Consider the following 13,537-nt stretch of genomic DNA (forward strand, 5'->3'; position numbering starts at 1 on the left):
CAAACCGTTTTAGGAGAAGTGTATGAGTGAACATGACAAATTTATGCAAGCGGCATTAGATGAGGCACAAAAAGCGTACGATAAAGGCGAGGTGCCTATTGGTGCAGTGGTTGTATTGAATGGAAAGATTATTGGTCGTGGGCATAATTTACGCGAGGTGCAACAAAGTGCAACATCGCATGCGGAAATGTTGGCAATTGCAGATGCCAATCAAAAGCTGGGCAAGTGGCGTTTAGAAGATTGTACGCTATATGTGACGTTAGAGCCGTGTCCGATGTGTAGTGGTGCGATTATTCTTTCTCGTTTAAAGCAAGTGGTTTACGGTGCAAAAGACGAAAAGGCAGGAACATGCGGTACGTTGATGAATTTAGTACAAGATGATCGATTTAATCACCAATCCGATGTCATTTGTGGTGTGATGGAAGATGACTGTAAAGCGATTTTACAACGTTTTTTTAAGGCGTTGCGTCAACGAAATAAGCAGTTTAAAGTAACAGGCGATGACAAAGCGTTAGGTAAAGATGTTCAAACGATATTGGTTCATTTACAAGAAAAACAAAATGACGCACGAATGAAGCATTTAGAAAAAAAGGGTATGCCATTGCAGTATTTTGGCGTGTTAATGAAAGATGTTAAAGCGATTGCGAAATCGTACGGACAAAATAATGCGTTAGCCAAACGATTATTCGACACTCACTATTTAGAAACGGAACTCATCAGCATTTATTTGCTCAATCCAAAGACGGTAACGGTTGAACAATTGCTAGATGTGGCACGACAAACGGATTGTGAACTGGTTTTAGATGAATTGGTTGATAAAGTGATTGCTAAACGTAAAGATGCACTCTATTTTGAACAGGCTTGGCAAAGTGAAAAAACAGATAAGTTCGAACGATTAGTTTGGGGCGTTCGAATTAAACGTATGGCAAAAAAGATGCCAAGCGAACAATTGGAATTGCTGATTCAATTGGCAAAAGAAGCGTTAATGCAAACAAGTGGGCAATTGCAATGGCAAATTAACCGCTTTTTAGTTGAAGTGGCTATCAAACACAGTGCATATCGAAAAGATATTGTAACGTTTGGTGAAGCGGTAGGCTTGTACGCCGATGAGGTGGTGCCAAGCAACTGTTATCGAGCGTACATTCCGGAGTGGGTCAATGCGCGAATTTAGCAAGGTGCACTAAAACGGTGTCGATTTAACGTTTAAGAAATGGCAAAATCATCAATAACGTATGGTGTTGATGGTAATAAAATGACGGTATTTTGTACGGTCACAAAGGAGTATAAAGTGAAAACTAGGATGCAACACGCGTGGTACAATTCCATTTCAACGATTGGAATTTTTTCGCTACGTTTTATTTTTCAATTTATCAATCGAATGGTATTTCTTCGATTTCTAGGTGTCTACTATTTGGGATTGAACGGTATTTTTACGAGCATTTTAGGCATGCTGTCTTTAGCGGAGCTAGGGATTGGTTCGTCGATTATCTTTGCGTTGTATAAACCAATTGCAGAAAACCAATCGGGGAAAATTGTTGCCTACATGCAACTTTACCGAAAAATTTATCGATTGATTGCACTCATTATTGTCGTGCTAGGCGTATTGATTTTGCCGTTTTTACCAACGATTTTAAATGAACCTAGTTTAAGTACAGAAGCTAGAGATATTTATCTTCTCTTTTTAATCAATTCTGTTATGGGTTATCTTCTGTTTTCGTATAAAAGAAGTCTATTAGTTGCCCATCAAGAAAATTATATTATTTCTTGGATTGATTGTATCTTATTTATTGTATCGAGTATTGCGCAATGGATTGTGCTATGGCTGACACAAAATTATATTTTGGTGTTGGTGATGACGGTTTTAACAACAATTATCTCTAATCTTTTAGTGTCTTATGTTGTTGATAAACGGCATCCGATTAGCGATGGGCTGGTTGCTGAAAAATTAAGTAGCGCTGAAAAATTAAGTTTAAAGAAAAATGTCATTGGTAATTTAGCCGGCAATATTGCAGGCGTCGTTGTTTTTAGTACGGACAACATTTTAATGTCGTCTTTTATTAGTGTTACGGCGGTTGGTTTGTACTCCAACTACACGATTATTACGAAAAGTTTAGATTCGTTCTTGTTGCAGTTGATGACGTCTCAAAATGCGTCTGTTGGAAATTTAGTCCACAGTGCAGACGACGATAAAGTGTACCAAATTTTTAAACGGTATCATTTTTTAAATTTTGTGCTGTCGTTTGTCATGGCGGTATTTGTTGACGTTTTAATTCAGTCGTTGCTGACGGTTTGGATTGGCGCAGAGTATTTATTGTCATCTTACATGGTTCATTTATTTAGTGTGTACATGTTCATTCAAATGTATCGCTACGCAGGCTTTATTTTTTATAACGCTTACGGTCTATATTGGGAATCGCGTTACAAACCAATTGCCGAAGCGGTATTAAATCTCGTGTTTTCGTGCTTGTTTTTAATCGTTTTTAAATGGGGCATTGAAGGTGTTTTATTAGGTACCATCTTGTCCACGTTATTCACAAATACGTGGTTTGAACCGTACATTATTTTTAAATATGGTTTGAAGCGTTCAATAAACGAATATGTATGGGCGACAACGAAGTGCTGGGCAGTGTTCTTTGCCACATTAGGTGTTTTACACATGCTCTCCCCGCAACAATGGTTTTCAAGCAACTTAATAGGGTTAGTGTTGTTTGCGATGGTGTTAGGGTTGTTTTTAATGGGCGTACTTTTAATTGCGTTTTTTGGAAACGAGGAGATGAAGTGGTGGATAGCATTTATATCACAAAAAGTGATGCGAAAACGGTAATAATGGAACGCATTATACACCACACATAAAGTGAAAAATGCACGCACTTAAACAGTGAATCGACTTGGTGGTCTATATCCATTAGGGAAAGTAAAAAATAGGAGGGTTTTATGGCGGTTTTAACAAATATGTGTATGATTCAAGACACGCACACGGGAAAGGTGCTTGTTCAAAAACGTGAAAAATCATGGAAAGGTTTGGCGTTTCCGGGTGGGCATATCGAACTTGGTGAAAGTATTCAAGAATCGGTAATTCGTGAAATTAAGGAAGAAACCGGTTTGGACGTTTGGGATATTACGTTGTGCGGTGTGAAAAATTTTGATTACAATAATGACAGATATGTTGTTTTTTGTTACACGACACAAGTTTTTTCTGGAGAATTACTAGAAAAAACGGCTGAAGGGGAGTTGTCGTGGGTGTATTTAAATGAGTTGGATAAAAGTACGGTATCGCCAACGTTTTTAGATATGTTGCCGTTATTTTTTGAAGACAAGCAAGAACTGTATTATAAACAGGACGCTCCGTTATATTATTAGAAAGAAGTAGACTATGGGAAAAATCATTGAATTACCAGTGCACATTTCAAATCAAATTAAGGCTGGAGAAATTGTAGAACGACCCGTGTCGGTCGTGAAAGAATTAGTTGAAAATGCGATTGATGCCAACAGTACCCAAATTGATGTGGTCATTGAAGAGGGTGGGTTATCGCGCATTCAAGTGATTGACAATGGTGACGGGATTGATAGTAGTGATGTGTTGATTGCTTTTGAACGGCATGCAACGAGTAAATTAACGGCTTTAGTGGAAAAAGAGCATATTTTATCGCCCGATCGTATGCCGATTACAACGTTGGGATTTCGTGGTGAGGCACTACCGAGTATCGCATCCGTATCGAAAGTGACTTTAACGACATCAACAGATGGAGTGGACGGAGCACACGTGGTCATTGAAGGTGGGCAAGTCAAAGAGCATAAACAAGCGATTGGCCGTAAAGGGACAACGATTGATGTTCGTGATTTGTTTTATAACACACCTGCACGATTGAAATTTATTACGTCGTTACAAGCAGAAGTGTCTAAAATTGCCGATTTAATGAATCGTCTTGCGTTAAGTCATGCCGATATTGCGTTTAGTTTAACGGTAGATGGTAATCGTTTATTAAAAACGGCTGGAAACAATCAATTACAACAAACAATTGCTGGGGTGTATCATCCAGATGTGGCACGAAAAATGGTGTCCATTCATGCCGAAAACATGCGTTTTTCAGTTGGCGGGTATGCGTGTTTACCAGAAGTTACCCGCGCGCGAAAAAACTTTATTTCTGTATTTTTAAACGGGCGCTACATTCGTAATTTTCAATTAATTAATGCGGTAGTCGATGGGTACGGTTCAACGTTAATGGTTGGTCGATTCCCTATTGCTGTGCTTAAAATAGAAGCGGACTTTGAGTTGGTCGATGTTAATGCGCATCCGACAAAAGAAACAGTTCGCATTAGTCAAGAAGCAGAATTGATTGCCTTAATTAAAGAAGCGATTGAAAGTGCGATGTTAAAAACGACACGCATTCCACAAAGCGTGCCAAAACGTTTTGAAGATAAGGGTGAACAAACACAACTAGCGTTTGACACACGTGATTTTGCATCAAAAAATCAAGAAACTACCGTCCCTACGCATACGAGTGTTTCTCGTGATTTACCATTTTTTGATGAACGTCAGTTAGATAACGTACCTTTTGATAATGCTGTCAACGATCAACCATTCGCTTCGGGAACACTACATGAAACGGATAGTCTTTTTACAACAGAACACGCCAACGATACGCACAGTAAAGCGGGGGATAACGAACAATCGAAGTATGATGTTGAAATCAATGATATACCTGATGCCTATCGTTTTGGAGAAAGCTATTCGGAACCATCGCAGGTTGAATCGCGGCGTCATGATGAACAAATACAATCAAATGGATTTCCAGAATTACATTATTTTGGGCAAATGCATGGCACGTATTTATTCGCTGAAAATGCGAATGGCTTATACATTGTCGATCAACACGCTGCACAAGAACGGATTAAGTATGAGTTTTATCGTGTGGCGATTGGACAAGTCGGACATGACGTTCAAACACTTCTCGTCCCTATCGTACTCGATTATCCCGTCAATGAGTATTTAGCGATTTCGGAAAAAATGGACGTGCTGAATGAAATTGGCATTCATTTGGAGCCGTTTGGTCAAAATAGTTACTTGCTCGAAGCACATCCGACGTGGATTAAAGAAGATGTTGAGTCGACGATTCGTGAGTTGATTGCTATTGCGCTAGAAGATGGGAAAGTATCCGTTGCCAAGTTCAGAGAAAATGTAGCGATTATGATGTCGTGTAAAAAGTCGATTAAGGCGAATCATCATTTAGATGCGTATCAGGCACGTGCGTTACTCGCGGAGTTGTCGCAATGTGAAAATCCGTATAATTGTCCGCATGGTCGACCTGTCCTAGTGCATTTAACCAATCGTGATATGGAAAAATTGTTTAAGCGAATTGTGTAGGAGGGAATATGGAAAAGGAAATGACTGTTTACATACACCCGACCTGTTCGACGTGTAAAAAAATTTTGAAATGGTTGGACGATCAAGGGCATGTCTATGAAACTGTGGATATTCGAAAAACGCCACCGACAAAAGCGTTGTTACAGACGTGTTTAAAAAATGGCGTGACACGTTCGAGCATGATGAACACATCGGGCGAGTTGTATCGAGAAATGCAGTTGAAAGATAAGCTTTCGGCGATGAGTGATGACGATGTTGCTGGGTTACTTTCCAAACACGGTATGCTCATCAAACGTCCTGTCATATGGTATAATGATAGCGTAACTTTCGGTGCGAAAGAGAAAACGTTAGAAGAAAATTGGAGAAAATGATGAAATATAGCGAAAATGGATTTTGGGTAGAACCGATAAACGATGATTTATACCGTATCGGTTTATCTGATAAAGGGCAAGATGATTTAGGAGATGTCGCTTTTTTTGAATTTTTGGCAAGCGAAAACGTTACGACGGAAGATTCACTGTTTAGCGTTGAAGCGTCTAAAGCGACGACGGATTTAGCGTCTCCGTTAAATGGGCGTGTGGTGGAGTGGCATCACGCATTAGAAAAGCAACCCGAGCTATTAAATAGTACGGATAAAGAAAATACGTGGGTCGCCATTTTAAGTCACGTTGAACGTAGTGAGTACGATGCCTTATTGGATACATCGGGATTATAATGAAGTTTATCATAAATCGTGTTGGTGGATGTTGTTTTCGCCAACACGATTTTGTGTTTGTCGATTTAGTCTGTCATGTGCCTCAAGGTACGTAAAAATAACCCCCGTTAGATAGGGGGTTATGATGTCTATTGTTTAATGGCTGTTGTCAGGAGTATGTGTTAAGTCGCTGGTAATGATGTCGATGAATTGTTTTGTAAAGCGTGCCGTCATGCCCCAAATGGTGTGTCCGTTATACGTGTCATAAAATGGAATTGTATGCGGAAACGTATGGAACGGATACGCTTTTTCGTTAGGGATACGCTCAAACGGGAATGATTTAGGGAAAACCAGTTCTGTTTTTATAGGATAGACAATGGGCGGATTGTCTATAAGGTGAGACAGTGGAACGGTAAATAATGTTGCTACCTCTTCGTTTGGTGTGATATGTTCAATTGATGGCACGTCAATAACACCTACAAAACAGTGAATGGTACGTGTGCCGTGCACTAAATAGTCGATTTCTCCGATAATGTTGATGGCGTCTTTTGGAAGCTGTAATTCCTCCATCGTTTCACGAATGGCAGTGTGCATCAACGTTTCATTGGCTTCGGCTTTTCCACCGGGGAAACTAACTTCTCCGGGTTGTGAAATGTGATGTGCGCGAACTTGATAGAGAATATCGTAAGAATCGTTGTTTTTAATTAGCGGTAATAAAACGGCGTATGCGTGCTGCTGACCTAATGGTTTGGTGTGATAGTTTGTTAACGCGTGGTGAATAAACGCATGCATAATGATCTCCTTAAAGTGTGATGTTGATAGCGTTAGTATCGCATATGTTGTGGGTAAACTCAATGATGGAAAGTGTGATATAACAAAGTTAAGGGTTGTAAACTTTTTTCATATATATATATATATATATATATATATATCATATTTCAATCAAAATGTAGTATAATAAATATGATACTAAAAAATAGGATGACTATAATGAAAAATACAAAAATTTGCTTAGTAGGGTCTAGTGGTGGGCATTTAACGCATTTGACTTTACTTCGTCCCTATTGGGAAAATAAAGATAGATTTTGGGTGACATTTAATAAACCAGATGCTAACGCTGTTTTAAAAGATGAAAAATTATACCATTGTTATTATCCAACAAATCGTAATATTTGGAATTTAATACGCAATCTATTTTTAGCGTTTAAAGTGTTGCGTAAAGAAAAACCATCTGTCATCATTTCGAGTGGTGCAGCGGTGGCGATTCCGTTTTTTTATGTTGGTAAATTGCTGGGTATTAAAACAGTTTTTGTGGAAGTGTTTGATCGTGTGGATAAGGCGACATTGACAGGTAAATTGGTGTATCCCGTTTCTGATTTATTTTTTGTACAGTGGGAAGAAATGAAAAAAGTATACCCTAAAGCGATTTATATAGGAGGTATATTTTAATGATTTTTGTAACTGTTGGCACACACGAGCAACCGTTCGATCGTTTAATTGAATGTGTTGATGAGTCAAAAAGACAAAATAAAATAACGGACGACGTGTTTATCCAGACAGGCTATTGTACATACGTTCCAAAATATTGTCGATATGAAAAAATGATTTCGTTTGAAGAAATGCATAGCTATATGAAGCAGGCGACAAAAATTATTACTCATGGTGGGCCGTCTACCTTTATGCAAGCCATTTCCTATGGGAAGGTGCCGATTGTAGTGCCACGACAACATCAATTCAACGAGCACGTGAATGACCATCAAATGATTTTTTGTAAAAACGCGATTGAAACAGGCTATGACATTGAATTAGTGGATCACATTGAAGAGCTTGAAACGGCGTTGTTAAAAGAAAATCGATCTGTTAAAAGAACAAGCCATAACGCAGAATTTAATCGCTTGTTTGCTGAACATGTTGATGAATTAATCCAAAAATAGAGGTGTGCTGTGAAAGTCAGTGTAATTGTACCAGTATATAACGTGGAAGCGTATATCGAAGACTGCATCAACAGTTTATGCCATCAAACGTATACGAATATTGAAGTGATCGTTGTGGATGACGGTTCACCCGATGACAGCATTCACATCGCTAAAAAATGTGTAGAAAACGATTCTCGATTTGTGTTCGTCTCAAAAGCCAATGGTGGATTGTCCGATGCTCGCAACTACGGTTTACAAGTTGCTAGTGGAGAGTATGTCACATTTGTAGATTCAGATGATTATGTAACGACTGATTATATCGAAAAAATGGTAACAACGTTGCAAGCCACTCACGCGGATATGGTAGTTGGCAATGTTGCAATTTTGAAAGACGAACCTGTAACAGTAACTCAAAATGGTGCGACACGTGTTTTTAATACGCAAGAAGCGATTGATGCCATCTATTCCGGAGAAACGAGTCTTGCCTTTTCAACGGCATGGGGGAAGTTGGCTCCTTTATCATGGTATAAAGAAATAACATTTCCCGTTGGTAAACTGCACGAAGATGAGTTTACAACGTATAAATTGTATATTAAATCAAATACAGTCGCGTTTATTGATCACTCCTTATACGTCTATCGTGTAAGAGATAACAGTATTATGCAAAAACAATATACGCTCAAAAATACGGTTGTGCTGGATGCTCTTTTAGAAAGAGTAGAGGAGATGAAAAAGCATCATCTAGATGAAACGTTAACCCTCATCGCTATTGTTAGATTGATTGGTTTGATGAAAGTAAAACTAAATAAAAAAGAGTTAAAAGTTATAGAATCAACATTAAATAATGTCATAAATCAAGTAATGCGCCAACTTAGCGGTATGTCTTTAGGCATTAAACATAGAATGAAAGTTGTTTTATTTCGATATTTTTATCGTTTTATATTTAAATAATGTAAAGGAAAAGGATGCGTATGCAAAAAAAATTAACGCTAAATAAAAATAATTTTTCTACAGTATTCATTTTAATATTATTTTGCTTATTTTTTGAAAAATTATATTCATGGAACGTCCCATCGGGGCATTATAATAAATTCATTTTAGTTATTTTAGTTGCACTTAGAATATATGAATTACAATTATTTGATTTGAAAAAATTAACGCGTTTTTTAGCGCATATTCAATTTGATGTTAAGTTGATTGGCTTATCGCTATTAACAGTTGCGTATATGGCTTTTCGAAAAATAGATATTTATTCGTATATATTTATCATGACACTTGGTGTCTGTGTACTTTGGAGTAACGTTCGTTTGAAAAAAGCAGAATGGTTATTAGCGGCCTGTATCATGGTTGGTTTTTTAGTGGCGCTTTTGGAAGTGGTGATTTTTAAAAATCATCGTCCATCTGGGTTATTGAAAAATTCAGCAACTCTTTTTTCAATGATGATGATACTATGTGCCACTTTTTTTCTATATCGAAAAAAAGATTTGAACCGACTAGATATTTTATTAATCGTGCTTTCTGGAATTTCAATTACATTGACTAAAACACGAACAGGACTCATTTTATTTTTAGCGCTTGTCTTACTAAAATACGCACTGATTGCCGTTAAAAAAATCAATTTTGTGGCGATTAAAAAGTATATGACGCCAAAAAATATTGTTTTAGGTGTCTGTATTCTTGTTGTAACGTTAGTTGCTCTGTATTTCATTTTATCACCGTTACTAGTCCGTAGTGACGGAAATGCTAGTACACAAGACCGTACCACGATTTTAAAAGGTAGCATCGCTGCTATTTTTGATAATGTAGGTCAATTAATTGTTGGGCATTTACCTGTTCGTTCAGTAGATTTTGTAAAAACGTTGACTAAAGGCTATAGCATCACGTTCATGCATCAAGACATGTTAAGTTTGATTTTCGATTATGGCTTAATTGGATTTGGTTTAATTTTCTATATTTTATACAAATTAAAATACCATCCATTAATTATTGTGATTTGGTTGTTTGCTAGTTTCCACAATACGCTTTATTCGAGTGTTTTTATTGTGTTGCTGAATATTGTAAATGCGGAATTAAAACATTATGCGCCGTACCAGTTTAAAGGTATAAAAAATGTCTTCAATATCAAAACGTTGAAAAACGGTAAATGATAAAACATTAGAATGGCAGTTTACATTAAATGTTTGTCTTTAGTAGGCGTAATGAAAGGGTAAAATGACAATGCGTACAGTATTTGTTTGTAATACAACATATCATTTGTTGATTACATTAGTCATGTTGACAGAAAAAGAGGCACAAAATGGTGTCATCGTCTTAGATTCTAGATTGAAACATACAGATGTTTATTATCATCGACTACACGAAATATTTAATATAGACGTTGCTATTTGTGATTATGCACAAATTTATCCAACGAAAGCATCATTCCTTTTGAACAAAACAAGTATCGATATGTCTCAATTTGTTGTTAAAGGGGATCAAGTGTTTGTGTATAATGATGCCAATAATTTTGGGTATTATTTACATAAAAATAAAATACCTTATATTTTGAGAGAAGATGGGTATGATTTTTTAAAAAGTCCTAAATTAGAAGATGACACATGGATTGATGACGCTCTTTTCAACATTAAAAGAATGATAAAAGGTGCGCCAAGAGCAAAGGGTTTTAGTAAATTTTGCAAAGAATTTAACGTCAACTCACTAGATGGTGTTAAGAAAGATTCGCGTTCTAAAAAAATGACGGAAACGTCGCGTACAGAACTGTTTAATCAGTTGTCCGATGAAAAGAAAGCAAAGTTATTCAAACTGTTCGATGTTGCGCCACTGTCTATCGAGAACAATGCGGCACTTATTATTACGCAGCCACTGTATACACAAAATATACATGTCAATCAACCCGAACAACAACTTGAATTTTATAAAGAAATTGTTGAAAAGTTACAAGAACAAAATTATGTCGTCTATATAAAAGTGCATCCAAGAGATGATTTAGATTATACGGTATACCCAAATGTTAAGATTTTACCCGCTCAAGTACCTTTAGAATTAATTGATTTGATGCTAAATACAGAGTTTGAAATTGGTATAACCCACTCATCAACAGCACTTGCTTTCGTAGGAAAGGTAAAAAGAAAAATGATTTTGTTGTTAACAGAAGAGTTTAGTAAACATAATCGTATTGTAATTTAAAATAGGTAGGATAAAGCATGATAACGATAGTCATTCCGGTATTTAATAGTGAAAAATATCTTGAACAGACATTAGAATCGATTGTGAAACAAACCATATTTTCAGATATTTCGGTTGTTTTAGTGAATGATGGATCGACAGATAATAGTTTAGCCATTTGCCAAACGTACGCCGACCGATTTTCTAATATAACAGTCTATACCATCGAAAATTCTGGAGTGTCTGTTGCTCGAAGTTATGGCTTATCTAAAGTCAAAACGGCGTATGTTGGCTTTTGTGATGCAGACGATATTATAGAAGCAACAATGTACGAAAAACTGCTACACGATTTACAGACGTACGATGTCGATATTGCAACAACGGATATGTTATATATCGATTTAGACGGGAAGGCGATAAAAAAACGACCCGAACAAATTATCCATTTGAAAAATCAAAAAGACTGTATGGTTTCTTTTTTTACATCGGGTATGATGGACAATTCGCTATGCAATAAATTGTTTAAGACAGAAAAATGTCGAGATATTCACATTACAAATAATCTGCGTATTGGCGAAGATATGTACTTTTTATTTAAGGTGTTACAAAACAGTCACAGTATGTTATTGAATACAACCTATACGGGGTATCATTATATTTTTCGTCAAACGTCTGCAATGAAAAGTGGGTTTTCAGATCGCTTTTATGACGCCGTTGTGGTGGCGCAAAAAATGGTTGATGAAGTAGCGCTAGAACACCAACCATTAGCACAAGCGAAATTGGTACATGAACAATGTAAATTGGTACATTTGATGTATACGCACCAACAAACACATCAAAAAGAGTACCGTACGTTGTTACAAGCAATTAAACGGTATCCCATTTTAAAAAACAAGCAACTTTTTGATAAAAACATCTTTTTATCCATTATGTTGATGAAAATTCACCCGTTGCTTTATGCGATGGTGAAAAAACGAAAAGGATCCTCATGAAAAAAAGTAATATGTTAAAATCCGGATTTTTGTATACGTTAGGAACGGTATTTATACAAGGTATTTCATTTATAACATTACCGATTTATACACGTGTGATTTCTCCGGAAGCCTTTGGGCAATATAGTTTATACGCCGCTTATTTAGCGATGATTGGTTTGGTGATTGGGCTTCAAACATCTGGTTCATTATCAGCCGCAAAGATTACTTATCAAGAAGATGAATATGATCGATATGCGGTAACGGCACTTAGTGTGTCGTTGCTTTTTGCCATCCTATTGACAGTAGTTGGTATCGTTGGACGAAATGTTTTAGCACATTGGTTAAATCTATCTGCTGAATCGGTTGTATTGCTATTCATTCAAAGTACATGTATATATGTCACAACTTTTTTAGGAACGTATTTCATTCAATTACAAAAAAGTTTGTTGAATTTAGTGTTATCGTTGTTTAGTGCCATTGTCGGTGTCGCCTTATCCCTAACGTTGATTTATTTGTGGGAAGATCATTTTGCAGCGCGTGTCTACGGTGCTGGTATCCCTACTGTATTGACGGCAGTTTTTGCACTCATTTATTTTTACCGTAAAAAAGTGCCTGTACTGACAAAATCGTATGTGCCATTTATTTTAAGCGTCTCTTTACCACTTATTTTTCATCAATTAGGCCATCAGATTTTAAATCAAATGGATCGCGTCATGATCGCCAATGCCATGCAAATTTCGGATGTTGCCGTCTATAGTTTTGGGTATTCAATGGGACTCATCATTCAAATTGTTTTAATGAGTATGAATACGGTGTGGGTACCGTGGTATTTCAAAGAAAAGAAAGCGGCAAATGTCCATTTACAAAAACATTTTAAAAAATATATTTTTTTAGGGCTGTTTTTAACTTTAGGGTATTTAACCATTTATCCAGAGTTTGCATTGCTTATGGGTGGTGAAAAGTATAGTCAAAGTATTCATTTTATTGCACTCATTATTTTGAGTTACTTTTTTGTGTTTTTATACACGATTCCGGTCAACGTTCAATTTTATCACGCCAATACAAAAATGATTCCTGTTGGAACGTTGCTTTCAGGCGGTATTAATATTGTGTTGAATATTGTCATGATTGCAACGATGGGTATCTACGGTGCCGCTTTAGCGACGTTGTTGTCGTATTTTGCCTTGCTCATTTTCCACTATATGATTTCAAAAAGAAAATACAATGATACAGAATTTTCGATTCAATTTTATGGTTTACTAGCCGGTATTAGTTTAGGCTATGCAGAATTGATGAATTTATTTTTAAATCATATAATCGTACGCTATTTAGTCGGTGCGGTTGTGGTTGTTATTTATAGTCTATATTATAAAAATGAATTATTCGCTTTAATGAATAAAATAAAAAACAAAAAATAGGAGAA

General features: G+C 36.6%; 14 protein-coding genes. 13 read left to right on the forward strand and 1 reads right to left on the reverse strand.

The window, feature by feature from the left end; genetic code table 11:
• Positions 1 to 22 precede the first annotated feature (22 nt).
• From tadA to J7S27_00390, 6 genes are all read left to right on the forward strand, one after another.
• Positions 23 to 1,171 carry a tRNA adenosine(34) deaminase TadA gene (tadA, locus tag J7S27_00365; protein ID QTU83014.1) on the forward strand — a complete coding sequence of 383 codons (1,149 nt, stop codon included), beginning with the start codon at positions 23 to 25 and terminating at the stop codon, positions 1,169 to 1,171.
• A 117-nt stretch (positions 1,172 to 1,288) separates the two neighbouring features.
• Positions 1,289 to 2,824: a transporter gene (locus tag J7S27_00370; protein ID QTU83015.1), complete on the forward strand. Its 1,536-nt coding sequence runs from the start codon at positions 1,289 to 1,291 to the stop codon at positions 2,822 to 2,824.
• Between the two features lie 110 nt (positions 2,825 to 2,934).
• Complete coding sequence (locus J7S27_00375) at positions 2,935 to 3,360, forward strand: 8-oxo-dGTP diphosphatase (GenBank protein ID QTU83016.1); 426 nt, start codon at positions 2,935 to 2,937, stop codon at positions 3,358 to 3,360.
• 13 nt (positions 3,361 to 3,373) lie between these two features.
• Positions 3,374 to 5,365: a DNA mismatch repair endonuclease MutL gene (gene mutL, locus J7S27_00380; GenBank protein QTU83017.1), complete on the forward strand. Its 1,992-nt coding sequence runs from the start codon at positions 3,374 to 3,376 to the stop codon at positions 5,363 to 5,365.
• Positions 5,366 to 5,385: 20 nt separating this feature from the next.
• Positions 5,386 to 5,736 (forward strand): Spx/MgsR family RNA polymerase-binding regulatory protein, encoded by a 351-nt coding sequence (locus tag J7S27_00385; GenBank protein ID QTU83584.1) that lies wholly within the window; start codon positions 5,386 to 5,388, stop codon positions 5,734 to 5,736.
• Positions 5,724 to 6,080 carry a glycine cleavage system protein H gene (locus J7S27_00390; GenBank protein QTU83018.1) on the forward strand — a complete coding sequence of 119 codons (357 nt, stop codon included), beginning with the start codon at positions 5,724 to 5,726 and terminating at the stop codon, positions 6,078 to 6,080. The genes J7S27_00385 and J7S27_00390 overlap by 13 nt, the downstream gene beginning before the upstream one ends.
• Positions 6,081 to 6,215: 135 nt before the next feature.
• On the opposite strand, the gene J7S27_00395 is transcribed toward J7S27_00390, so the two are convergent.
• Positions 6,216 to 6,851 carry a CoA pyrophosphatase gene (locus J7S27_00395; GenBank protein QTU83019.1) on the reverse strand — a complete coding sequence of 212 codons (636 nt, stop codon included), beginning with the start codon at positions 6,849 to 6,851 and terminating at the stop codon, positions 6,216 to 6,218.
• A 189-nt stretch (positions 6,852 to 7,040) separates the two neighbouring features.
• Here J7S27_00395 and J7S27_00400 point away from each other — a divergent pair, with 189 nt between their 5' ends.
• From J7S27_00400 to J7S27_00430, 7 genes are all read left to right on the forward strand, one after another.
• The gene (locus J7S27_00400; GenBank protein QTU83020.1) at positions 7,041 to 7,508 is read left to right on the forward strand and encodes a UDP-N-acetylglucosamine--LPS N-acetylglucosamine transferase; all 468 of its coding nucleotides are present in this window, start codon (positions 7,041 to 7,043) and stop codon (positions 7,506 to 7,508) included.
• Positions 7,508 to 7,993 (forward strand): multidrug MFS transporter, encoded by a 486-nt coding sequence (locus J7S27_00405; protein ID QTU83021.1) that lies wholly within the window; start codon positions 7,508 to 7,510, stop codon positions 7,991 to 7,993. Before J7S27_00400 ends, J7S27_00405 begins: the two co-directional genes overlap by 1 nt.
• A 9-nt stretch (positions 7,994 to 8,002) precedes the next feature.
• A complete protein-coding gene (locus tag J7S27_00410) occupies positions 8,003 to 8,926 on the forward strand; it encodes a glycosyltransferase (protein QTU83022.1) in 924 nt (307 codons plus the stop codon).
• Between the two features lie 20 nt (positions 8,927 to 8,946).
• Positions 8,947 to 10,122: a hypothetical protein gene (locus J7S27_00415; GenBank protein ID QTU83023.1), complete on the forward strand. Its 1,176-nt coding sequence runs from the start codon at positions 8,947 to 8,949 to the stop codon at positions 10,120 to 10,122.
• Between the two features lie 70 nt (positions 10,123 to 10,192).
• Positions 10,193 to 11,161, forward strand: coding sequence for a hypothetical protein (locus tag J7S27_00420; GenBank protein ID QTU83024.1), 969 nt, complete (start codon positions 10,193 to 10,195; stop codon positions 11,159 to 11,161).
• A 17-nt stretch (positions 11,162 to 11,178) separates the two neighbouring features.
• Positions 11,179 to 12,132, forward strand: a complete 954-nt coding sequence (locus J7S27_00425; GenBank protein QTU83025.1) for a glycosyltransferase — start codon at positions 11,179 to 11,181, stop codon at positions 12,130 to 12,132.
• Positions 12,129 to 13,532, forward strand: a complete 1,404-nt coding sequence (locus tag J7S27_00430; protein QTU83026.1) for an oligosaccharide flippase family protein — start codon at positions 12,129 to 12,131, stop codon at positions 13,530 to 13,532. The genes J7S27_00425 and J7S27_00430 overlap by 4 nt, the downstream gene beginning before the upstream one ends.
• The last annotated feature ends 5 nt before the right edge of the window (positions 13,533 to 13,537 follow it).

It is taken from the genome of Carnobacteriaceae bacterium zg-C25, from assembly GCA_017945845.1.
GTDB lineage: Bacteria > Bacillota > Bacilli > Lactobacillales > Aerococcaceae > WM01.